Raw genomic sequence first — 21,529 nt, forward strand, 5'->3', positions numbered from 1 at the left:
CCGTCGCCGCGAAGCCACGCCAGGGCATGCAAGCCGGAAGGCGACTGGATCCCGTTCGTTCGGCGCGGCTTCCGCCGTTCGCTGGCAGCGGAAGGAAACTCGGCCGATTTTTCGTCTACTTACCCTCAATCCGGGAAAGATCGATCCGAATCCCAGATGTGCCAGGTTCATCCGCTTTCGACGATGGCTTGGAGCCGGTTGCATCCGGAGGACCATGGCCAGCCTCGTCTTCCCGCTCCCTTGGTGGCGGCGGTCCGAACGTTGCAGGTGGCCCCGGATCGGCGGCGCGGAATATGTTGATACCCTCGAACTCGCCGGTCTTCCAGGCGTAGATCGCGTCGGCGAGGATTTGCGGCCCGGCCTCGGTGCCTTTCGGACTGCCATACCATTTGGCGACGATCCGCAGGACCTTGGCGAAGATCACAGTGCCGCTTCGCAGGTTCGAACAGGGATCGAAGAGGTCGGGCTTCAGCACCGAGGGATCGGTCACGCCAATTCCGGCCGGCACTTGCGTAAGGCCGACGCGAATGATGGCCCTGCCTGCATATTGCCTTACGATCGCAATCGCCGCCTCCGCTGTTATCGCCTTCGGAACAAGGATCAGCCGACCGGCCTGCCTCACCGTGACCGCAAGCGGGTCAGCGGAGCCGGCGGCATCGACAAATCGCTCGACGATTGCGGGGGGCAGCGAGGGATCGGCGCATTCCTTGATCAGTGCTGCATCGAGCATGGCGGCTCCAACGGTGCTCAGGTGTTGAACGAAAAGACGAGCGGCTTTGAGAACAGTCTCGCCCAGGCGATCGTATTTGCCCGCTGTGTGGCGACGATCGCAGTGCCATCGGTCCACCAGCCATTTCCAACCGCGACGATGAGATCCGGGTCATGGAGCATGGACTGCAAAACCGGCCAGACGATCAGTTGCTCGTAGCAAATCAGCGGAGCGACCCGATGAGAGCCGACGGCGACGACCGGGTTCGCAAAGAAGTGAGCGTGGGCACTATCGCGGGCTCCCGACCACGCGCGCCATGGCTGCCACATCGATCCCGGGACCGGCATGCGCTCGCGATAGATGACCGCGCCGCGAGCGGCCGAAGCCTCGATCAGGACGTTGTCATAACCACCCGGGTCGACGATCGCAGCGCCGGCCACCACGACAAGACTTGTTCCCTGAAGGCCTTCCATCCACGCCCGTTCCGTGGTTGGCGTCCACAACCCCAACGCGGCTTCCGGCAGCACGACGATGCCCTTGCCATCCGGGGCCGCTGCCTTCACCATTGCAATGAGTTCACGATGGCGCCGAAGGCTGGCATCACGACCGAGTGATGCGCCGAGCTTGAGGTCGACACCATGCCAGCGATCGGGTAATGCGGGCGCGGTCCACGACGCGGCGGACCAGAGCCAGAAACCCGCAAGGGCCATGGCGACAGCTGGCCAAAGGCGGGTGACGAGGCCCGCAAGGCCGGCTGTCATGGCAAGAAGCCCCCACCAGCCCCATCCGGGAAACAGCACTCCCGCCGCGGTCACAGGATGCGCCCAACCGGTTATTCCGAAAGGAGGAACGCCCGTGAGGATCATGGCGGTCAAATAGCGAACCGGTCGTTGGGTCGAATGCTGTGTCCAGGCGACTGTATGTACACTGACAAAACTGATGCAGGCGCAGAGCCAGAGCATCACGCCGGCAAGGAGATCGGTGGTGTAATAATTTGCGGCGCCCTGGGGAAGCCCGCGTGAGGTCGCCAGGAAATAGGCGGAGGCGACGATTGCCGCCATCAGTCTCGTCCGCGCATGTGACCATAGAACCGGGAATGCCACCGCGATCGGCAGGAGCAAGACGTCACCGGACCAGCCGAAGACCCCCGCAATCCCGGCCGCCAGAACCAATAGCGGCGAAACAAGGGTGTCACGGCGCATCGGTCAGGATCTCCTCCGCAAGGCCGAGGATGCCCTCGACGGGCAACGGTCCGAAATATCGGGAATCGAAGGAACCGGGGAAAGATGAATAAACGAAGACACTGCCCGTCGGGACCGTCCCGCTCGCGGCGGGTCGAAGCCGACGCCCCTTGCCGTCGACAGGGCAAAGATCGGAGAAGACGAGCGCCTGGCCGTCGATGGTCACGGCGCTGCCGACATCAACCCGTTGGCCGGCAACGGCGACTACCCTTTTGATCAGCGGTGCGTAGTCCCCTTGGCATGGGCCGGAGCGGAAATATCCGCGCGCCTTGGCGTCCTGCGTTTCCGCCGACGGCCGCGGGCATATGAACACCAGATCTCCGACCGCAACGGGTCGGTCAAGCGGATAGATCCGCCAGAGGCCGAGCGGCTCGCTCGGCGTGAAATTGATCCGGTAACCGCGCCAATAGGCTGAGACCGCCAGCAGGCACATGATGGCAACGGCAGCCCACAGCCGAAAGGGGAACGGCATCCGAGCCGGCGCTTCGGCTGGTTCGGGTGAGGCGCCCGGCTTCATTTCAGCGATAACCTCGACGACTTGGTCTGGCCCACACGCTCCGCCTCGTGCGGTCTCATTGTGCTGCTCAGGTGCTGCGCAAGTTGCTGGGCTACGCGCATGCCCTCCCAGGCGGATCGGATCTCGTTCTTCTGTCCCGGCGACATCCCGGACGTGATGGCCTCGAAGATCGGTCCCTTGGCATGCCTTGCCGCGTCTGGCAGAAAGCAGCCCTCGCCGAAACGGGCGGAAACGGCTCGCGCAAATTCCAAGAGTTCGGCCCTCACCATCGTGTCGGAGGGCGCCGACTCAAGTCTTCCGGGCAGATCATGACGGTCGAGCGCGTCGCGCAGGCGCTCGAGCGCCAGTTTGGCATTGGCCGACAGCGCCGGGATCTCGATCAAAGCCCGTCTGCGCGCGTGTCGCTCCTCGACTTCATATCTTTGTCCGGCGTCCGCTCGCAATTGCACGAAGCGCTCAAGCGAACGGGCAAGTGCGGGAATGTTGGCAAGTGATGCCTCGCGATCCTGTCGGTCATTCCTTGCGGCAAACGGGCCGGTCTGCCCCTTGAGCATTCCGAAGGAGGCGGCCCCATTGGCGAGCCTGACGATCGTCGCGGCCGCGGTAGCCCTGTCCTTCAGCATCGCATCGACATCGACGGCTCGAAACGCCGCGTCCGGCCGGGCATAGACGAGACGGAACCGCGCAGAGACGTCCTCCCATTGTCGTTGCAGGACCCGATCCGCAGACAGCCGCTCCTCCACGGCCTGCTCGATCGGTTTCATCGTTATGGTCATGCCAGACACCATGGGCTCTGCTCGCTTGCTTGCACTCTGGTTCAATGACGGCCATTGCGATCTCCGCAAACCGAGCCTGGCTCCGGCTGCGCTCAGCCGCTTGCCAAGCTCTGTCAGCTCCGGGCGCTGTCGCACGGTCCACCGCAGCCGGTCGCGCAGGAGCGTTCGCGCAACATTGACAAGGTGGAGGCCTCGGGCCTCGGCAAAACGCAGAGCCTGGCGATAGAAGCTGCCGCCGGCGTAGTCGAGCGTCGTTTCCTTCGCATTCCTGCGTGAGAGGATCTGCTCGAGGCTGCCGGCCCGTGCAAAGGAGCGCTTGCCAAAATAGAGGCCGAGGTCCTCGCGATGACGGGTCATGGCGACATAGGTCAGATGCCGGTCAAGCGAGAGCGAGGCCAGCACCTTGACGCGATCGACGGTCGCGCCCTGGCTCTTGTGAATGGTCGTCGCGTAGCCGTGGTCGAGGTTGTTGTAGAAGCGCTGCTCTATCGTCACGTGGCGGCGATGATCGCCGGAACCGAGCTCTGCAACCAGACGCCCGGCTTGCGCCTGAACCACCTTCGCCAGCATGCCGTTCTTGACGCCGAGCGATGCCTCGTTTCTCAGGAAGACGATCTGATCGCCGGTTGCGAAGGAACGGGAGCCATCGGCGGTCTTGAACGAAAACCCTCTCGAAATTATCCCGCGTTCGATCAGCGTTTCGCGCGCCAGCTCGTTCAGCAGACGCACGTCACGGCGCAGATGCGCAAGGATGAGGCAGGTCTTTGCAGGGTCATGCTCGCGGCTCCAGTCTGCGATCAGATTGGAGATGGCTTGCTTCTTGTCTTGAGATTCCGACACCCGGCCATTGGCGCGGTAGGCGGAAATCGCCTTTCCAACGTGACCGCGGGCGAGATGGAGCGAGGCCTCACGCATCCATTCCTCACGCTGGCGGTAGATGGTCTCCAATTCAGCGTAACCGATGCGATCGGCAATCGCTCGAAAGGCAGCACCTGCCTCGATCGGTTGCAGCTGTTCCGGATCGCCGATGAGGACAAGCTTGGCGCCGGTCCTGGTCACGGCATCTACGAAGACGGCCATCTGCCGGGACGCCACCATGCCCGCCTCGTCGAGTACGAAGATTGTCCGGTCGTCGGGCCTGTCGCGACCCTGGCTCCAGCGCAGGTCCCAGGAGGAAAGTGTGCGAGAGGCGATGCCCGCCTCCTGCTCCAGTCCCTCGGCCGCCTTGCCGGCAAGGGCGCCGCCGACGACGCGGTAGCCGGCCGTCTCCCATGCCTCGCGCGCCGCCTTCATCATGACAGTCTTGCCGGCGCCGGCGCGGCCGATCACCGCGGCGATCCGGCCGGTTCCGGCAATATGTGCGATCGCCGTCTGCTGTTCGAGCGAAAGGTGCCGATGGCGCGACAATACCGCCTGCAGGACTGCGTCGCGCACGCCATGGGATGGCCGCTGCGACAGCCAGATCGCCTGATGGATCATTCCCGCCTCCAGCCGCAGCATGGCACGGGTCGTGTACTTCGCAGGCGTCCGGATGCCGGTCGCAAGGTCGATCCTCTCTCGGTCGAGACGCAATGCCTGCGGGCTTTGCAGGATCCGCGCCATCAACTCTCGGAAAAGGTTTGCATCGTCGACATGACGGGTGAGAACTCTTGCGACATCCCTGTCGTCAAACACGCTCTTCTCCCGTGTAATCAGGTCGAGCACGATCTCCGGGCGGCGGCAAATGCGGCTGCTATTATCGGCCCGGCATTCTTCCTGCAGTACAAGCTGACCGGGGGTTACCGAGCGGTCAGCCACCCCTTGCTTGCGGCGGATCGCCTTCGTCTCGACGCCAAGATGGAGGGTCGGTTGAAGATCGATCCCTTGTGCCTTGAAGGAGCGGCCATCGACGTGCAGGTCCAGCCCCGCCAATGCGAGATGGCGGTTCTGGCAGGCAAACCAGCCCTCGCGCAGGGCATCGAAGTCGCGCGCGCCGCCGGCCCAGAGTTCATAGAGAATCTTGCCGGCATGATTGCGCAACAAGGCGCTGTCCGGACCGATACGCGCAATCTTCTTTGGGCCGAAGCCTGCCTCCGTCACTGGCCGCAGCGTCGTCATCAGGTGGACGTGCGGATTGCCCGGCGGGTCGTGAAACACCCAGTCCGCCACCATGCCCCTGGCGGTGACGTGCTGCTGCACGAAGTCGCGCACAAGCGCGATGTTCTGCTGTGCGGTAAGCTCGCGAGGAAGGGCAATCGTCATGTCCTTGGCGAGCTGCGCATCCGAGCGTCGCTCGAATAGCTCGACCTTGTTCCAGAACGCTTCCACAGCGCCGGAGATAGAGCGATCTGATATCATCTGCCGCAGCCATTCAGGGGCGTCCGACGGGATAGAGAACTCCTCGTGCAGGAGGCCTTGCTTTCTCGTGTAGTCGACGGTCCGCGCTTCCCGCTCATAGTCCATCTTCGCGCAATGCCGGTAGGCGGCCGACAGGACGGCGCTGCGACCCAGGCTGCGGGCAACGATGCCGACAGAGAAATGCGGAACGGCCACGGCGGCGAAACTCCTCGAAACGGTAGAATTCGGCAGGCTCGAAAGTGCGGCGGCCCCGCCAGGGCAGACAGCATGACGTCGCGTCAGCGACGTATAATTGCGCCCTTCAAAGCCGCTCCTTCGGAACGGCCGGGATGATGCTCAAAGGCGTTGCCTTCGCCAACTCGCAATTCTGGCAGTGGATCACCACGCCGATCTCGACGAATTTCATGCCGATCGCGATTTGAACCGGCATGGAAGGAGCGACCGGAATGAAGAAGCCATCGGCAAAGATCCGCCAGGAGATCACCAAGCTGCAGGAGCAGCTGAAGCAGGTCGAGACGCGGGAGGCGGAGCGCATCGGCAGGCTTGCCCTGAAAGCCGGGCTCGGCGACATCGAAGTGGAGGATACCGACCTGATCGCCGCCTTCGAGGAGCTTGCGCAACGCTTTCGCGGCCAGACCCGCCGAGCGCCGCAGGCCGCAGAGCACGCGCATCGAGGCGACGCCGACAGCGGCAGGCAGGTTCAGGCGCTCACGCCTGGCGCGACTGATCGGAACGCTGCAGAGGCTTGAACGCATGGCACGCACGGCGACCACCGACGCCCGCAAGAAAGATGCGCGCGAGAAGATCGAGCTCGGCGGCCTGATCGTCAAGGCGGGGCTTCGTTACGAAAAACGCGCCCTGCTGTTTGGCGCCCTGCTTGAGCTGAAGGAAAAGCTGATGGACGGCGACAGCGAACGGGTCCGCCTGACCAAAAGGGGCGCCGAGGCATTGGGTCGCGACGATGGCTAGGCTACTCCTCATATGCGTGCCCGTGATCGCAATGACGGCGGCGACGCTCGGTCTCTCCGGCTTCGAGCCGTTCCTGGCGGAGCTCGGAAGGACTGAAACCGCAAAGCATTTCCTTGGCCGGGCTGGAATTGCTCTTCCTTACATGGCCGCATCCGTGGTCGGGATCACGTTCCTCCTGGCCAGTGCCGGCTCGACCAGGATCAAGGTGGCCGGATGGGGCGTTGCGGCGGGTGGTGCGCTTGCTGCGGCGATCGCGATCATTCGCGAGGCCCTGCGCGTTGGCTTGCTTTCCGCCGACATGCCGCAGGATCAAACGATCTACGCCTTTGTCGATGCCGCAACCCTGATCGGTGCGATCACCTCCACACTGGCCGCGTGCTTCGGATTGCGCGTTGCGCTGGTCGGGAATACCGCCTTTGTCAGTTCGGAAGCCAAACGGGTAAGCGGCCGGCGCGCCATCCACGGCTCCGCCAAATGGATGCGGATCGCAGACGCGATGCGGATGTTTCCCCAAACCGCCGGCATGGTCATCGGTGAGGCCTATCGCGTCGATCATGACGATGTTGCCGGCCTGGCGTTCCGCGCCGATCGCCGCGACAGCTGGGGCAAGGGCGGGCGATTGCCGCTTCTGTGTTTCGATGGATCCTTCGGCTCGTCGCATGGCATCGTCTTCGCAGGATCCGGCGGCTTTAAAACGACCTCGGTGACGGTCCCGACGGCGCTCGCCTGGCCCGGCACCCTGATCGTGCTCGACCCGTCGGGCGAGGTCGCGCCCATGGTCGCGGGCCGCAGGCGGATGCTCGGCCATGAGGTCTATGTGCTCGATCCGAAACATCCGACGACGGGTTTTAACGTGCTGGACTGGATCGGCCGGTTCGGCGACACCAAGGAGCAGGATATCGCCGCCATCGCCGCATGGCTTGTCCCCGATCGGGCCCAGGCGGGAAGCGGACGCGACGACTTCTTCAGGAGCTCGGCCCTGCAGTTGCTGACGTCGCTGATTGCCGATGTCTGCCTGTCGGATCGGGAGGGCAACGAGCAGACGCTCCGCCAGGTTCGCGCCAATCTGGCCGAGCCAGAACAGAAATTGCGCGGACGCTTGAAGGAGATTTACGAGAGCTCGTCGTCGGCGTTTCTTCGCCAGAACGTCGCCGCCTTCGTCGAGATGACGCCCGAGACCTTCTCGGGCGTCCACGCCAACGCGATCAAGGAAACGCACTGGCTGTCTTATCCAAACTATGCCGCAATGATCTCGGCTTCGAGCTTTTCAACCGACGAGATTGCCACAGGCGCGATCGACGTGTTCATCACCATCGATCTCAAGACGCTTGAGAACCATGCAGGTTTAGCCCGTGTGGTCATCGGATCGCTCCTCAACGCGATCTACAATCGACACGGCGCGTTCAGGGAGCGCACATTGTTCCTTCTCGACGAGGCAGCCAGGCTTGGCTATATGCGCATTCTCGAAACCGCCCGCGATGTCGGCCGTAAATACGGCATTACACTAATGATGCTGTTTCAGTCGATTGGCCAGATGCGGGAAAGCTATGGCGGCCGCGAAGCAGCCAGCAAGTGGTTTGAAAGCGCCAGCTGGATTTCCTTTGCCGCCATCAACGATCCCGAGACGGCCGACTATATTTCGCAGCGTTGCGGCATGACCACCGTCGAAACCGATCAGGTCAGCCACAGCTCGCAGGCACGGGGATCGTCTCGCACGCGCTCCAAACAGTTAAGCGCCAAACCGCTTATCCAGCCCCACGAGGTGCTGTTGATGCGAACGGATGAGCAGATCATTTTCACGGCGGGCAACCCGCCGCTTCGATGCGGGCGGGCCATTTGGTTTCGGCGCAGGGACATGGTCGGCCGCGTCGGCGCCAATCAATATCACGGGCGCAACGCCAGACGATGAGAGGTACACTTCACACTTCACCGAAATGAATCGGTTGCCGCGGATCGATTCACATCATTCGTTGGACGCAGAATCCTGAAGCGGCGATTCTGTCGGCATGATCAAACAACCATATCAGCTCTATATCGAGCGGACGGATGCCACGAAGAACATGGCCCGCTTCTACACCATGTCGATCGAGCCAACTTTGTTCGGTCAGGCTTGCCTCACCCGCAGCTGGGGTCGGATCGGCGCCTCGGGTCAGTCATTGACCCATCATTTCGATCGCGAGCAGGATGCCGTATTGCTGTTTCTCGATGTCTTGCGTCGCAAGCGCAGGCGTGGCTATCGTCCGCGCATGCCCGCGGCGTAGCAGAGCCCGCGGGCTTGGATAGAGCAAGTGTTGGGGCGCGCGCGGGCATAGTGGGCGCAATCCGCCGAATTTGAGCCCCAGCGCGATAGCAATACGCGCCGCTGAGCGCCGGTCTCGTTGTTTCCCGCGCCGGGGGGAGATTACGGAGCTCGATTGCGCGTTCGTCGAGACTTTCCATCAGCAAAGTCTCGACGGCGTTGGGAGGAAGATCGAATCTGTACGGACGCGCGAGCGTAAGGGCCGCTTCAAGACGGCGGTCGGCGAGCTGAAGCTTGCTTGTGCCGCAGCCGCGTGGCGATCTATGCGGACGCCGGTTTGATGTCCCTCACCAGAACCTCAACCTTCACGTCCAGGGCGTCGGCAAGTTTTGCCAGGATCCCGATGCTCGGATTTCGCGTACCTGCCTCGATGCCGATCAGATAGTGACGGGTGAGACCTGCCCGCGAAGACAGCTGCTCCTGCGTCAGCCCTCGCTTGTTGCGCAGCCTCGTCACGTTCAGGCCCACGACCGCGTGGATGTTGATGGCAGATGTCATGGACGGATGCTCGCTTGTGCGTCAGATGCCAGTCTCTATATTCGTCTCTTGCGTGGTGCTGCAACATCCGGCGTTGCCGCTGAAAAGCACATGCCGCTCGGCGTGGCGCACCGGGCTTGTCATGTCTGCCCACGAACGTCCTCACGCGCAGCCAGGACGGCCTCGAGGGTGAGGTCATCGATCGCAGCCTTGCGCAGCACGCTATGGAGATGATCGGGAATCAATGCGATCTCGGCGGCATTTTGCAGTTCGAGGATCGACGCCGCCTCCGCGATCGCTCCGCTGCCGAGCGCCGCTGCACATCGGTAGAGAGCATCCGCGACCTCTTGAAACCGGTCCGCCTGCGCAAGGTCGTGCGCTGTCAGAAAGCGCGCGGCCTCGATAAATCTGTCGACGAGACGCTGTAGGACGGCATTTTCGGACGCGCGCACGATCCACCGATAGAGCCGCTCACGCCATGCGATCCAGGCCGCTATGTCAGTCGCAACCAGCGGCACGGAGCGAGACGGCCGGCGTTTCGCCGGCGCCGGGCCAAGGTCGGCGGCCACGAGCTTGCTGCCATGCTTGAAAAGAGTGTGGGTCACAGCAATCATCGCCGCTTCATATTCGCCGGCCAGCTCGTCGAGCCGAGGCGGCCTGGAAAAGAACCCCCGCCCTGAAGGTGCCTGCAGGATGATCTCCTCATTCGCGAGCCGGATCAGCGCTTCCCTGACCGGGGTCGGGCTCACCTTCAGGGCAGCGGCGAGCGTGCGGATATTGAGGAAGGTCGAAGGCGGCACCCGGTGCATCAAAAGCACCGATTTGATCCGCTGATAGATGGCTCCGGCCTTGCTGCTGTCCGGTCTGAAGTCCGGCTCGCCAAATGGCGGGCGCCTTTCGTCCTGCATTCCAGGCAATCCCGATGAATGTCTCTTCGACCCCAAGACGCGCATACCGCCCCATGCGGCGGAATTCGAGTGGCGAATCTATCACCATCATCCGATCGGCACCCGCTATATCAATGAAATATTTAAAATATATCCTCGAGTTCTTGGCAGCACTCAACTTAAACCAAATATATTATCGAAACACCCGTAGTATTACAGCGATAAATCGTATGTATAAACCGCTTAAATGTTGATTTCCTACATCGACCGCCTGAGATTGGCGCCGATCAAGGAGAGCAACTCATGGTTCACCCGCAGCCCATATCTGTCGACAGCATTCAAACGCCAGGCAAGGATCGGGCGGGTGCGCTCCGAAATCTCCTGCAATCGGAGGAGCTGAGCTTTCTCATGGAGGCCCATGACGGCGTTTCGGCCGTGATTGCGAGGGGTGCGGGTTTCCGCGCACTCTGGGCGTCGAGCCTGACCATTTCGTCCGCGCTCGGCTACCGGGATGCCAGCGAGACCTCCTGGTCAAACGTCGCCGATATCGTCGAGCGCATGGCCGATGCAAGCGGCCTGCCGATCCTTGTCGATGGTGACACGGGGCATGGCAATTTCAACAATGCAAGGCTCTTTGCACGCAAACTGCAGCGCATCGGTGCCGCCGGCCTTTGCCTCGAGGACAAGCTCTTTCCGAAGACCAACAGCCTTGTCGGACATCGGCATCCACTCGCCGACGAACGCGAATTCTGCGGACGGGTGCGCGCGGTCAAGGAAGCGGCGGGAGACTTCGTGCTTGTCGCACGCACCGAAGCATTGATCGCCGGGCAGGGGATGGATGCCGCGCTATCGCGCGCGTCCGCCTATGTCGACGCCGGCGCCGATGCGATCCTGGTGCATTCGCGCAAGGCGGATGCCGATGAAATCCTTGACTTTGCCGGGCGCTGGCGCGAGGCAGTGCCGCTCGTCATCGTGCCAACCTCCTACTATGTGACCCCGGTTTCAGCCTATCGGCAAGCGGGTATCGCAGCCGTCATCTGGGCCAATCACAATCTGCGGGCTTCGATCGCGGCCATGAGACGGGTCAGCACCCGGCTTGCCAACGACGAAAGTTCTGTTGGCATCGAGCCTGAAATCGCAACCCTCGACGAACTCTTTGCGCTCTTTGGCTATGACGAGCTATCGGCGGCAGAGGAACGCTACCTGCCGATGCCTCCTTAAGCCTTCGATCACGCGCGAAAACCCTCCTTCACACCGTCTGCAGGGCAAAACCAATGTTAGCGGATAGGACCAGGCTGATAGCCGCTTCGGGCACGGCAAAGGCGCGGGCTGCCGCGAAAGCGGCAGGCATTTGCGGACAAGCAACGATCGACCTCACTGCCGGTGAAATCTGGAGCGATCTTTCACCGACGATCCGAGAGGGGGCGCTTGATGCCGTAAGAAGCGGTCTAAACAGATATAGCGATACGATCGGATCGCTCGACCTGCGCCTCGAACTGGCGCGCAAGGTGTCGCACGACACGGGCCAAACCTACGGATGCGACGAGATTGCGGTGACGACCGGCGCCAAGCAGGCGCTTTTCAATGCGGCGATGGTGCTCCTCAACCCGGGTGACGAGGTCATCATTCCCGCGCCCTATTGGAGCACATTTCCGGCGCAGGCTTTGCTTGCCGGCGCAAGGCCTGTCCATGTCGATACGAAACCAACGGGGTTTGTCGCCCACGCCCGCGAGATCGAAGCTGCGGTCACGGACGCCACCCGTGCGATCGTCGTCAACACGCCCAACAATCCGACAGGTGCCGTTTACGACTCCGCGACCCTTTCTGCGATCGCTGACCTTGCGCTTCGCCGTGACCTGTGGATCATTTTCGATGAATGCTACGGCACATTTGTCCATAACGGCCTGACGCATTACTCGATCGTCGCGCTTGTGCCCGAGATGCGCTCGAGGACCGTGATCGTCAACGGGTTTTCCAAGAGCCTTGCGCTAACCGGATGGCGGATCGGCTATCTCGCCGCACCGAAGGCGGTTGTTGCCGCAGTCGCGGCGCTGCAGAGCCACACGACGTCGAACCCGAATGTCATCGCTCAGCAGGCGGTTCTGCGCCACCTCATCCATGATGACGGATCCTTTGAGACGCAGTTGCAGGCTAAGCTAGAGGCGGCGCGCGAAATCGGACTTGAGGAGCTCGCCCGATTGACGCGCATCGCGCCGCCGCGCGCCGATGGCGGATTTTATTTCTATCTCGACCTAGCGCCGCTCCTTGAGACGACGAACGGGACAATCTCCAGTCAAATGGCGCGAGCTGCGGTCGACGGGTTGCTGGCAAGGGCCGGCGTCGCAGCCGTGACAGGGCATGCCTTTGGCGACCCGACAGGCCTTAGGCTGTCATACGGGGTCGACGCACATCTGGTGAAGGAGGGCTGTGCGCGTCTCGTCACCCAAATCGAGCGCTTCGAGGAGGTTTCGATCTCCGAGGCGACCAACTCCTGAAAGGCGCGTGTCATGACGGCATTCGAGACACTGACGAAGGCGATCATTCTAGCTGCCGGCAGGGGTACCCGCCTGCAGCTGCTCACCGAGCTACGCCCGAAACCGCTGGTGGAAGTGAACGGCGTTTCGATCCTCTGCAATGCGCTCGCGCAATTGCAGGCCGTCGGCGTCACCGAGGTGACGATCGTCGTCGGCTATCGCAAGCATGCCATCCAGTATGCCATTGGCGCCCATTACGGCGCGATGGCGGTACGCTATATCGAATCCGAGCGCTTTGCCGAAACAGGCAGCGCCTATTCCCTCTGGCTTGCGCGCAGTGAACTCCTGTCCGGCAGCCTTTTCCTTCTCGAGGGAGACATTGTCTTCGAACGGGCGGTTCTCGACCGCCTGGTATCCGATCCGGCCACGGACGTTGCGGCAGTAGCCATCTTCGATCATCGCATGCAGGGATCCGCGGTGCTGCTCGATGGCGAGCGGCGTATCATCGAGCTGAGGACCGGGCAGACCGCCGCCGACCTTCATGAGGACCGGCCGGTTCTCTTCAAGACCATCAACCTGTTTCGGTTCGGCGCCGCGACCCTTCGCGACCATCTGTTGCCAGAGCTCGATGCGCAGCATGCCGCCGGCGGGACCAACCTTTATCTCGAACAGATCCTGCAGCAGCTCATTGAGCAAGGCAGGCTCGACCTTACCGCTGTGCACTGTGGCGATCTCAAATGGTACGAGATCGACAGTCCCGACGACCTGTCGATCGCCGAGGCGATTTTCGGGACCCATGAGAGGTCGCAACGGAACGACGGGAAGGGGTGCCGATGATCTCCTTTCTTCGCGATCCGGCCAACGCGATCACAGTGGCCGGGATCGCCCTTTCCGCCGCAGCACTCCAGGCGATCCTTGCCGGCAGGATTGAACTTGCAGTCGCGCTTGCGCTCTGGTCGATGCTGGCAGACCAGCTTGACGGCGTCGTCGCGCGACGAACCCGAGATCGCGGTCCCGACATCGCCTCCGTGGGCAAAGGGCTCGACGGCTTCAACGACCTACTCTATGGGGCGGTGGTCCCGGCGCTGGCGCTGATCCAGGCAACCGGCTGGCTGCCTGCGGCCTATCCGATCGGTGCGCTTCTCGTCGTCGTCGGTGCACTCCGGCTTTCCAACTTCAGCGTCTTCGGATTGCAAAGCGGTCGGTTTGAAGGCGTACCGCTCTCCTATGACGTGCCCTTATTGGCGCTCTTGCTTCTGGGCAGGCCGTGGCTCCCCGCTGCGAGTTTCGGCGCCATCGTGACCAGTGGATTTGCCGTCCTCGCCGTTCTCCACATCGCACCCGTTTCCGTACCGGCGCCGCGCGGTCGCAGCTATGCGGTAGTCGTGCTCACGGCCGCCGTCCTATCCGTCGCGCTCGTCGCAAGGAGCTTATCGTCGCCACGCTGAGCAACAGCCATCAAGGGAGACTTGTCATGTCTGATCGCATCATAGACCTCTCGCGCGCCGTTCCGCCAATCGTCGAAAGGCTCGAAGCCTCGCTCGCCGACAGCCTCGCAAGCCGGCTGAACAGCAAGGATGCCGGCGGATTGCTGCGGACGAACCGACCCCGGGGGACCGAGGAGGACCGGCTCGCGGGTGCCGGTTGGATCTCGCAGCGTCTCGGCTTCATGCCCGCAATCGGCCGCATGATCGTCACCAACGGGACGCTCAACATCCTGTTCCTCCTGCTGAACCACCTCGTCGGCCGTCAGGGGACGCTTCTCACGGAAGAGATGACCTATCCCAACATGCAGGCGCTGTCGGGCATCCTCGGTTTTAAGATAGAGGGCATTCGCATGGACCGCGACGGGCTCGACCCTGCCGCTCTGGCGCAGGCGTGCCGCGCAAATCCCGGGATCAAGGTCCTCTATACGATCCCGACATTGCAAAATCCGACGGCGACGGTGATGCCGCTCGAGCGCCGGATGGAGATCTGCACGGTCGCCCGTGAACATGACGTTGTCGTCATCGAGGACGATGCGCAGGCACTGCTGCTCGAGGATGGGCCGCCGCCGCTTTCAACCATCGCGCCGGAGCGCTGCTGGTATGTCATGGGCCTCGCAAAGACGGTCGTGATGGGCATGCGGGTTGCCTACGTCATGGCGCCAAGTGTTGAAGATGCCGAGGCGATCATGACGCGGTTTGGCAGGATGTCGATGTGGTTCGTAGCCGCCCTGCAGGCCGAGCTTGCACAGGCGCTGATCACAACCGGTATCGCGGCCGAGGCAACCAAGGAAATCCGTAGGATAGCGACCGAAAGGCGCGCCATCGTCGGCGAAATCCTGAACCGTCCGGCACTGCTGGAGAGACCCGGCGGCCTGCATGTCTGGATCCCGACCGCGACGGACGCCGAGGAGATCGCGGCCGCCGCCTGCTCGGCCGGAATACTGATCCGTCCCGGCATTCAATTTGCCGCCAGCCCTCAAGCCACACCGGCAATGTCTGGCCTGCGCCTGTCTTTTTGCGAGGTGCGACAAGAGGCAGACCTGCGTCTTGCTGTTTCCCGCCTTGCTTATTTGCTGCGGTAGGAGGCTTGCTCGATGCTTCGGCGTGAAGTGGGTGGGCTTGCCTGGCTCGTCCTGTCGGGGGCGAGCTTCGTCGCCATGTCCTCACTGATGAAGTTGCCGACACTTGACCTGCCGACGTTTGAGGTCGTGTTTTTCCGAAGCACAGTCGCTTGTCTGGTCTATCTCTTGGTGTTGAAGGAATGCCGCACGGCAATTCCCCGGCTTCTCCGCTCGCACCGCCTTATCTGGCGCTCGCTCTTCGGCTTTGCGAGCTTTGGCTGCTATGCGGCCTGTCTCGCGAACATGCGGCTCTCCGACGTCTCCGGCCTGTTCTACACGACCCCCATCTGGTCTTTCCTTCTCGGCTTAATCGTCCTGAAAGAACGACCAGAACGGTTATTGGTCACTGCGCTCCTCCTAGGCTTTTGCGGCATGCTGCTGGTCGTCAGACCCTCCCTGCAGCTTGCAACTCCATGGCTTCTCCTCGCTGTTCTTGGAGCCGGACTCGGCAGCCTCGCAACCATGTCGGTGCGGCTCCTTGTCGTCGATGAGCGCCCGGCCGCGATTGCCGCCGGCTTCATGGCATGGAGTACGATCATGGCCGCGCCGCTTGCGTTCACGAACTGGACCTGGCCGAGCCCGCCTGCGCTCACCCTTCTCGCCGCAATCGGCACGTTTGCCGCCATTTCCCAGCTGAGCCTGACTGAAGGATATCGACGCGCGCGCCTTGTCAGCGGCACGGCGTTCGATTTCGTGCGTCTGCCCATGAGCGTCGCCGTCGGGATCGAGGCTTTCGGGGAACAGCATGGTGGCACGACTTTTCTCGGGCTTGCTCTGGTCGCAGCTGGATCACTTCTTTCAGTGCTAGGTGCCAGCGGGGGGAGAGAGCGCGCCCGAGAGTAGCGTAAGCCCGACAATAAGATCCTCGCGTGAGACATCGGCAAGAGAGACGCGAATGCCAGGCAGGTCTCTATCGCCGTCGACCGAATATTCCGAGGCGCTGCGCACGAGGACGCCGGCGTTGAATGCGGCGGCCCTTGCCTCGTCCCCGCGCACACCCGGATACGAAAGCCAGATGTGCAGGCCGTGCCCGCTCTTGAGGATGGTTGAGGGCAGGAGCCGCGCGGCGACCTCTTGCCGATGCTGCGCCTCGCGCTGGACGGCATCGGTAAGCGCAAATGCGGCACCGCTCTCGATGTGGTGGAGAAGAAGAGCCGCCGACACCGCCGATACATACCAGAAGGCCATGTCCTCAAACGTCGCGATGGTCTCGTGCAGGATCGCCGCGCTCGGCGCCACGACATAGGCGATCCGCAACCCGACGGCGAGGCATTTCGACAGGCCGGTAACCGACCACGTGATGTCGGGCGCAATAGATCCAATCGGCGCCGGCGCATCTCTTGGGATGAGGCCCTGCGCCTCGTCCTCGATGATGGCGACGCCGTGGCGGCGAGCGATGTTTGCAACGACTTGGCGCCGTTCGGCGGACATGATGCTCGCGCTCGGATTCTGTACTGTCGGAATACAATAAAGCACGCTTGGGCGATGCAGCCTGCAGGCCGCCTCGAACGCATCCGGCAAGAGACCGTCCTCGTCAAGAGCGACCGAGACGAGATTGAGGCCGAGCATGGCGGCAACGTCGCGGATCTGACGATAGGTCATTGCTTCCACCAGAACCGTGCCGCCACGCGGGACGAGTGCTGAAAGCAGAAGCAGAAGCGCATTCTGCGTTCCATTGGCAAGCAGGATGCGATCCGGATCGATCTGCTTGCCGTAGCGCGCGGCAAGGAAAGCTGCGGCGGCATGCCGATCGCGCTCGGTGCCGAGCCTGCGATGCTGGCGCAGCTCGGTGGAGGGCTGCCAGCGCTCGCGCAATCCGGCGAGCGTCTGAGACACACCCTCGTCAATCTCAGACAGAAGAGGCGAGGTGACGCGCCTGAGGTCTATCGGCTTTTGCATGTCGGTTTCCTGATTTTTGTGCGACGGTGCCCGTGGTTCGACGACCTGGACCATGGCGGCTCAAATCGCGATGAAGGCGGGGTCCTTGAGCGAACGCGACAAAGCCACGGGACCGTTTTCGCGAAGAACGAACTGCCGTTCCAGTTTCACGCCTTCGCCGCCGGATCTGAGACCGGCATAGCTGCCGACGCACAGAACCATCCCCTCTTCGAGCACGCCGTCATGGATCGGCGGTTCGGCAAAGCCCGGCCTGCCGCCGATTGCCGGAAACTCGCCGGTCGCCATACCATTGCCATGGGCGATGCGATGGAACTGATGATACTCTTCCGGCAGGCGCATGGCGCCTGCGGCGATCTCGCAAAGCGGCGTGCCGACAGCCAGGAGGCTGCTATTGTGCTCGATCTGATCGTAAGCGCGTCGATAGAGCTCGCGCTGGGCTGGCGACGCCCGATCGCGGCCGCAGACAAAGGCGCCCGAGAGGTCGGCGCCGTAGCCGAGTGGTCCGATCAAATCGCAATCGAAGCTGACCAGTTCCCCTGACGCAATCAGCTTGACGCTTGCCTCCTGATACCAGGGATTGGTGCGGGTGCCGGAACTTAGAAGGCGCGTATCGATGTATTCGCCACCCTGCTCGATGTTGGTATGATGCAGGATCGACCATAGGGCGTTTTCCGACATGCCGGGTTGGAGCGCCGAGCGCATGCGGTCGATACCGAGTTCGCAGACGGCGATCGATTGTCTGATCGCACCGATCTCGTCCTCGCTCTTGATCCGCCTTGCGTGTTCCATCAATGCCTGGGCGTCGATTGGCTCAAGACCGCATTCCTGCAAGGCGGCAAGCCCGAGCGCATCGCAGCGATCGACCGCGAGCAGACGTCGATCACCTTCGCCCCGCCAGTCCGTCATGATGCCGGCAATCTCCCGGGCGAAGTCGCGCGCGTGATCCTGCGCATGCGCTCCGGCATAATAGTAGAACCAGGGCCGGGACCGCCGTATTTCGTCGATGGCGACAAGTCCGGCAGCCGGCTCCGGCCGTCCGCCGATTTCGAAGAGGATCAACGGCCCGCTGCGCAGGATCAGGCAATAGCGCGCTGCGTTGCGCATGGCCCAGATCTGCATGTTCCGTGCGCCGCTCGCATAGCGGATATTGACGGGATCGAAGAGGAGCAGCGCATCGCAGTCGCGAGCCTCCATAGCATTGCGCACCCGTGCCAGCCTATTGCGGCACATCCTGTCAAAGTCGATGGCAATGACGCTGGACCGATCGGCAATCGTCTCCGCGTGGCCAGGAAATGAGGGTTCCGGGTTCGCCGCTCCGGCCACGCCCACGCACATCTGAAAATCAGCCATTGCGCACCGCCGTGACGATACGCGAAAGCGTCTGCTTCGCGGTTGTCTTGAGAGCCGCCTGGTCGGCGAGCGCGTCCTGGACCGCCTTGTCGGCACGAGCGGGATTGTCGACGGGAAAGCTCGCCCAGGGACCGAGAACGGCAAACGACGGCGCGATCGCCTGGAAATGTGGCGTCGCCGCCAGCGCGGCCTTGACCGTTGGATCGCTTCCGAAGACGGCGAGTCCCGGGATGAACCCGGTCTTGTTCATGATTTCCATCTGCACCTCGCGCGACAGCAGCGAGCGAATGATGCGCCAGGCATCCGCCTGCCTTGAAGGTTCCGCGGTCATGATGGCAAGCGAGCCGCCGGAGGGCGGGATGCGCGCCTGGCCATTGTTCTTCAGGGGGAATGGTGCGACATCGAGATCGAACTTGCCCCTTGCCTGTTCCTCAAAGAAGCGCAGCCGGCTCGTCGTGTCGACGTGAACCGCAAGTGCACCGGACGAGAAGGCCTGCCTTGCCTGCGAGGCGGTCAGCACGTCGCCCTTTCGCAGCTTGGCAAAGGCGCCGAGGATCTCCATCGCCTCCAACCCTTCGGCCGTGTCGAAGGCGATGTCGGTGCCAGGTCCATCGACAATCCTGCCGCCGAGGCTCTCGATCAGGGCCATGAAGGTCCAGCTGCCGTCGGTCGCGAAATTGAAAAATCCGCTGCGGCTCGGCGATGGCGAGGTTGCTGCCAGAGCCAGAACGTCATCCCAGCTCGCCGGCTGCCTATCGCTTGCGGCCACGAGCGATCGATTGATATAGACGACCGGCACCGAGCAGGTGAAGGGGATGCCGAACTGGCGGCCTTCGATGCGGCCGATCGGTGAGGCGATATGGTCGCTCGCCGCACCCGCAAGGGCGACGACGTCGCCGCGGCGCGCCAGCATGGCGATATTGTTGTGTGCATGCAGACCGATGTCCGGCCCGTTGCCGACGAGCTTGTCGCGCAGCGACTGCTGCAGCGTCTCGGTATAGTCGCGCGTCCAGGCGATCTCGACCCGCAGCGCGGGATCGGTCCGCGCGAGTCCGGCAAGCCCGATCGCGAATATGTCGCGATAAAGGGCCGCCGTATCGGCCGTTAGCCGGATAGGCGTGTTTGAAGCGGCCATGGCTTTGGTTGCGATGGCCGTAGCGGAAAGGGCGGCGGCAGCCAGAATGGAGCGACGGGTGATCGGCATCGGAAAGATCCTTGCTTGAGGGTGAATTCTATTTGACGGCGCCGGCGGTCAGGCCGTCGATGAACCAGCGTTGCGCGAGGAGAAAGGCGACCAGAAGCGGTGAAACGACGATGGTTGCAGCCGCCATCAGCGCGCCATAGTCGCTTCCCGCCTCCTCGTTTTTGAAGGCGACGACGCCGAGCGATGGCGGCATCAGCTCCTGGCTGTGCACGGCGATCAATGGCCAGAACAGGTCGTTCCAGTGCGCCACGATCGAGAAGATCGAAAAGGCGACAAGGGCCGGAAGCGCCATCGGCACCATGATGCGCCAGACGATGGCGGCTTCGGAAAGACCGTCCAGCCGCGCCGCATGGACGATGTCGTCGGGTATCGTCCTGAAGAACTGACGAAAGAGAAAGATCCCGAAGGGCGAGACCGCATAGGGCAAGATCAGCGCCGCGTAGGAATCGAGGATGCCGAGCCTCGCCGCAAGAATGAACAGCGGCAGGAAGAGGACCTGATGCGGCAGGATCAGGCCGACGAGAACCAGCGCGAAGATGAGGTCGCGACCGTAGAAGCGCAGCTTCGAGAGCGCATAGGCGCAAGGCGCCGCAACGACGATCTGCAATGCGAGAATGGAGCCACAGACGATCACGCCGTTCAGCATGTAGCGGGCGAGCGGCGTCGCCGTCAGCGCCCGCCGATAATTGCCGATGAACGAAAGGTCGCGCGGCAGCAGGGAAATGCCGTCGGTAAACATGTCCTGTGGCGATTTGGCCGACAGGATCAGCATCCAGAGAAAGGGCGCAAGCACCATGAGGCCGGTTACGATAAGAACGGCATGCCGGGCGATGGCGGCCAGTTTCCCGGCCGGGAAATGATTTGCTGCAAGGCTCATTGATAGTGGACCTTCCTGTCCATGAAACGGGCCTGGGTGAGCGTCAGCGCGACGACGAGGCCAAGGAAGATCATGGCGATCGCCGCTCCCTGACCGGCGCGCAGATAGTCGAAACTCTCGCGGTAGAGCGTGTAAAGAAGCATTTCGGACGCATGGCCCGGGCCACCCTTGGTCAGGATCTGGACGATATCGAAGACCTGGAGCGCCCTGAGCGCGACGACGATCACCACGAACATCGTCACCGGGGCGAGCATTGGCAGCGTCACGGTGCATAGCCGGTCGAGCCACCCGTCGGCGCCATCGATCTGGGCTGCGTCATAGAGTTCGCCCGGAATGGATTTCAGGCCGGCCATGAACAGTACCATGGCATAGCCCAGCCCCTGCCAGATGCCGATTGCCGCGAGAACCGGCAACACGGTTCTGTCGTCGTTCAACCAGTTTACCGCCGAAAATCCGAGCGATGTCAGTATGTGATTGACGAGCCCGACGCTCGGATTGAGGAGCGCATCCCAGGCGATCGCCATGGCCGACAGCGTCGCCATGAAGGGCAGGAAATGGATGGCGCGGTAAATCGCGCGAAAGCTTGGCCGGCTCTCGATCAGCAAGGCGATGACGAGCCCGAGGCCGGCCGTGCCCGGCAGGACGATCGCCACATAGGTAACGGTATTGGCAAGGGACGCCCGAAAGCCCGGGTCGGACAGGACGCCGGCGAAATTCGATAGTCCGACGAAGGCAAGCTGCGTCGATCCGAAACGCCAGTCCGAAACCGAAATGACGAGGACGGCGAGGGTCGGCAGGCCATAGAGGACAAGAAGCAAGAGCACGGCGGGGGCTGCGAGGGCAAAGGCGGACGCCGTATGGCGAGGGTCGTGTCGGATCGGTCTCGGTCTCGCGAGCAGAGCTCC

The 21,529-nt window shown here is 62.6% G+C and carries 21 protein-coding genes; 10 read left to right on the forward strand and 11 right to left on the reverse strand.

All coding sequences use genetic code 11. From position 1 onward, the window contains the following. Positions 1-115: 115 nt before the first annotated feature. Genes ACIQJ2_RS33640 through traA form a run of 4 tightly spaced genes read right to left on the reverse strand, consistent with a single transcriptional unit; the run spans position 116 to position 5,775 of the window. Positions 116-730 (reverse strand): TraH family protein, encoded by a 615-nt coding sequence (locus ACIQJ2_RS33640; RefSeq protein WP_400676197.1) that lies wholly within the window; start codon positions 728-730, stop codon positions 116-118. A 17-nt stretch (positions 731-747) separates the two neighbouring features. After that, positions 748-1,911 (reverse strand): conjugal transfer protein TraB, encoded by a 1,164-nt coding sequence (locus ACIQJ2_RS33645; protein WP_400676195.1) that lies wholly within the window; start codon positions 1,909-1,911, stop codon positions 748-750. Next, positions 1,901-2,467 (reverse strand): conjugative transfer signal peptidase TraF, encoded by a 567-nt coding sequence (traF, locus tag ACIQJ2_RS33650; protein ID WP_400676193.1) that lies wholly within the window; start codon positions 2,465-2,467, stop codon positions 1,901-1,903. Before traF ends, ACIQJ2_RS33645 begins: the two co-directional genes overlap by 11 nt. Beyond that, positions 2,464-5,775 carry a Ti-type conjugative transfer relaxase TraA gene (gene traA / locus ACIQJ2_RS33655; protein WP_400676191.1) on the reverse strand — a complete coding sequence of 1,104 codons (3,312 nt, stop codon included), beginning with the start codon at positions 5,773-5,775 and terminating at the stop codon, positions 2,464-2,466. Before traA ends, traF begins: the two co-directional genes overlap by 4 nt. 251 nt (positions 5,776-6,026) lie before the next feature. On the opposite strand from traA, the gene traC reads away from it, so the two are divergent. The 4 genes from traC (at position 6,027) to ACIQJ2_RS33675 (ending at position 8,810) form a co-directional block, all read left to right on the forward strand. Continuing rightward, on the forward strand, positions 6,027-6,329 hold the full coding sequence (traC, locus tag ACIQJ2_RS33660) for a conjugal transfer protein TraC (protein WP_400676189.1): 303 nt from the start codon (positions 6,027-6,029) through the stop codon (positions 6,327-6,329). Between the two features lie 4 nt (positions 6,330-6,333). Next, on the forward strand, positions 6,334-6,549 hold the full coding sequence (traD, locus tag ACIQJ2_RS33665; RefSeq protein ID WP_400676187.1) for a conjugal transfer protein TraD: 216 nt from the start codon (positions 6,334-6,336) through the stop codon (positions 6,547-6,549). Next, positions 6,542-8,458, forward strand: coding sequence for a Ti-type conjugative transfer system protein TraG (gene traG / locus ACIQJ2_RS33670; RefSeq protein ID WP_400676185.1), 1,917 nt, complete (start codon positions 6,542-6,544; stop codon positions 8,456-8,458). The genes traD and traG overlap by 8 nt, the downstream gene beginning before the upstream one ends. A gap of 97 nt (positions 8,459-8,555) precedes the next feature. Beyond that, a complete protein-coding gene (locus ACIQJ2_RS33675) occupies positions 8,556-8,810 on the forward strand; it encodes a WGR domain-containing protein (RefSeq protein WP_400676183.1) in 255 nt (84 codons plus the stop codon). A gap of 299 nt (positions 8,811-9,109) precedes the next feature. Here the strand turns inward: ACIQJ2_RS33675 and ACIQJ2_RS33680 are convergent, their stop codons facing one another. After that, positions 9,110-9,346, reverse strand: a complete 237-nt coding sequence (locus tag ACIQJ2_RS33680) for a helix-turn-helix domain-containing protein (RefSeq protein WP_400676181.1) — start codon at positions 9,344-9,346, stop codon at positions 9,110-9,112. A gap of 119 nt (positions 9,347-9,465) precedes the next feature. Next, positions 9,466-10,233 (reverse strand): GntR family transcriptional regulator, encoded by a 768-nt coding sequence (locus ACIQJ2_RS33685; protein WP_400676179.1) that lies wholly within the window; start codon positions 10,231-10,233, stop codon positions 9,466-9,468. Positions 10,234-10,515: 282 nt separating this feature from the next. Here ACIQJ2_RS33685 and aepX point away from each other — a divergent pair, with 282 nt between their 5' ends. From aepX to ACIQJ2_RS33715, 6 genes are read left to right on the forward strand one after another with little or no spacing between them, the layout of a single operon-like run. Beyond that, the gene (aepX, locus tag ACIQJ2_RS33690) at positions 10,516-11,433 is read left to right on the forward strand and encodes a phosphoenolpyruvate mutase (RefSeq protein ID WP_400676177.1); all 918 of its coding nucleotides are present in this window, start codon (positions 10,516-10,518) and stop codon (positions 11,431-11,433) included. Between the two features lie 53 nt (positions 11,434-11,486). Further along, on the forward strand, positions 11,487-12,707 hold the full coding sequence (locus ACIQJ2_RS33695) for an aminotransferase class I/II-fold pyridoxal phosphate-dependent enzyme (RefSeq protein WP_400676175.1): 1,221 nt from the start codon (positions 11,487-11,489) through the stop codon (positions 12,705-12,707). A gap of 12 nt (positions 12,708-12,719) precedes the next feature. Then, positions 12,720-13,523 (forward strand): phosphocholine cytidylyltransferase family protein, encoded by an 804-nt coding sequence (locus tag ACIQJ2_RS33700; protein WP_400676173.1) that lies wholly within the window; start codon positions 12,720-12,722, stop codon positions 13,521-13,523. Next, complete coding sequence (locus ACIQJ2_RS33705) at positions 13,520-14,134, forward strand: CDP-alcohol phosphatidyltransferase family protein (RefSeq protein WP_400676171.1); 615 nt, start codon at positions 13,520-13,522, stop codon at positions 14,132-14,134. Before ACIQJ2_RS33700 ends, ACIQJ2_RS33705 begins: the two co-directional genes overlap by 4 nt. Before the next feature lie 26 nt (positions 14,135-14,160). Beyond that, positions 14,161-15,255 (forward strand): PLP-dependent aminotransferase family protein, encoded by a 1,095-nt coding sequence (locus ACIQJ2_RS33710; protein ID WP_400676169.1) that lies wholly within the window; start codon positions 14,161-14,163, stop codon positions 15,253-15,255. Positions 15,256-15,267: 12 nt separating this feature from the next. Further along, complete coding sequence (locus tag ACIQJ2_RS33715; RefSeq protein WP_400676167.1) at positions 15,268-16,137, forward strand: DMT family transporter; 870 nt, start codon at positions 15,268-15,270, stop codon at positions 16,135-16,137. Here ACIQJ2_RS33715 and ACIQJ2_RS33720 read toward each other — a convergent pair. The 5 genes from ACIQJ2_RS33720 to ACIQJ2_RS33740 are packed head-to-tail and all read right to left on the reverse strand — an operon-like array spanning position 16,099 to position 21,448. Next, positions 16,099-17,193 (reverse strand): aminotransferase class I/II-fold pyridoxal phosphate-dependent enzyme, encoded by a 1,095-nt coding sequence (locus tag ACIQJ2_RS33720; RefSeq protein ID WP_400676165.1) that lies wholly within the window; start codon positions 17,191-17,193, stop codon positions 16,099-16,101. The genes ACIQJ2_RS33715 and ACIQJ2_RS33720 overlap by 39 nt on opposite strands. A gap of 60 nt (positions 17,194-17,253) precedes the next feature. Next, positions 17,254-18,543, reverse strand: coding sequence for a M24 family metallopeptidase (locus tag ACIQJ2_RS33725; protein WP_400676163.1), 1,290 nt, complete (start codon positions 18,541-18,543; stop codon positions 17,254-17,256). Beyond that, positions 18,536-19,747 carry an extracellular solute-binding protein gene (locus ACIQJ2_RS33730; RefSeq protein ID WP_400676161.1) on the reverse strand — a complete coding sequence of 404 codons (1,212 nt, stop codon included), beginning with the start codon at positions 19,745-19,747 and terminating at the stop codon, positions 18,536-18,538. The genes ACIQJ2_RS33725 and ACIQJ2_RS33730 overlap by 8 nt, the downstream gene beginning before the upstream one ends. A 28-nt stretch (positions 19,748-19,775) precedes the next feature. Next, positions 19,776-20,624, reverse strand: a complete 849-nt coding sequence (locus ACIQJ2_RS33735) for a carbohydrate ABC transporter permease (protein WP_400676159.1) — start codon at positions 20,622-20,624, stop codon at positions 19,776-19,778. Further along, positions 20,621-21,448 (reverse strand): carbohydrate ABC transporter permease, encoded by an 828-nt coding sequence (locus ACIQJ2_RS33740; protein WP_400676157.1) that lies wholly within the window; start codon positions 21,446-21,448, stop codon positions 20,621-20,623. Before ACIQJ2_RS33740 ends, ACIQJ2_RS33735 begins: the two co-directional genes overlap by 4 nt. Between the last annotated feature and the right edge of the window lie 81 nt (positions 21,449-21,529).

This window comes from Rhizobium sp. NPDC092011, assembly GCF_044756305.1.
Lineage (GTDB): Bacteria > Pseudomonadota > Alphaproteobacteria > Rhizobiales > Rhizobiaceae > Rhizobium.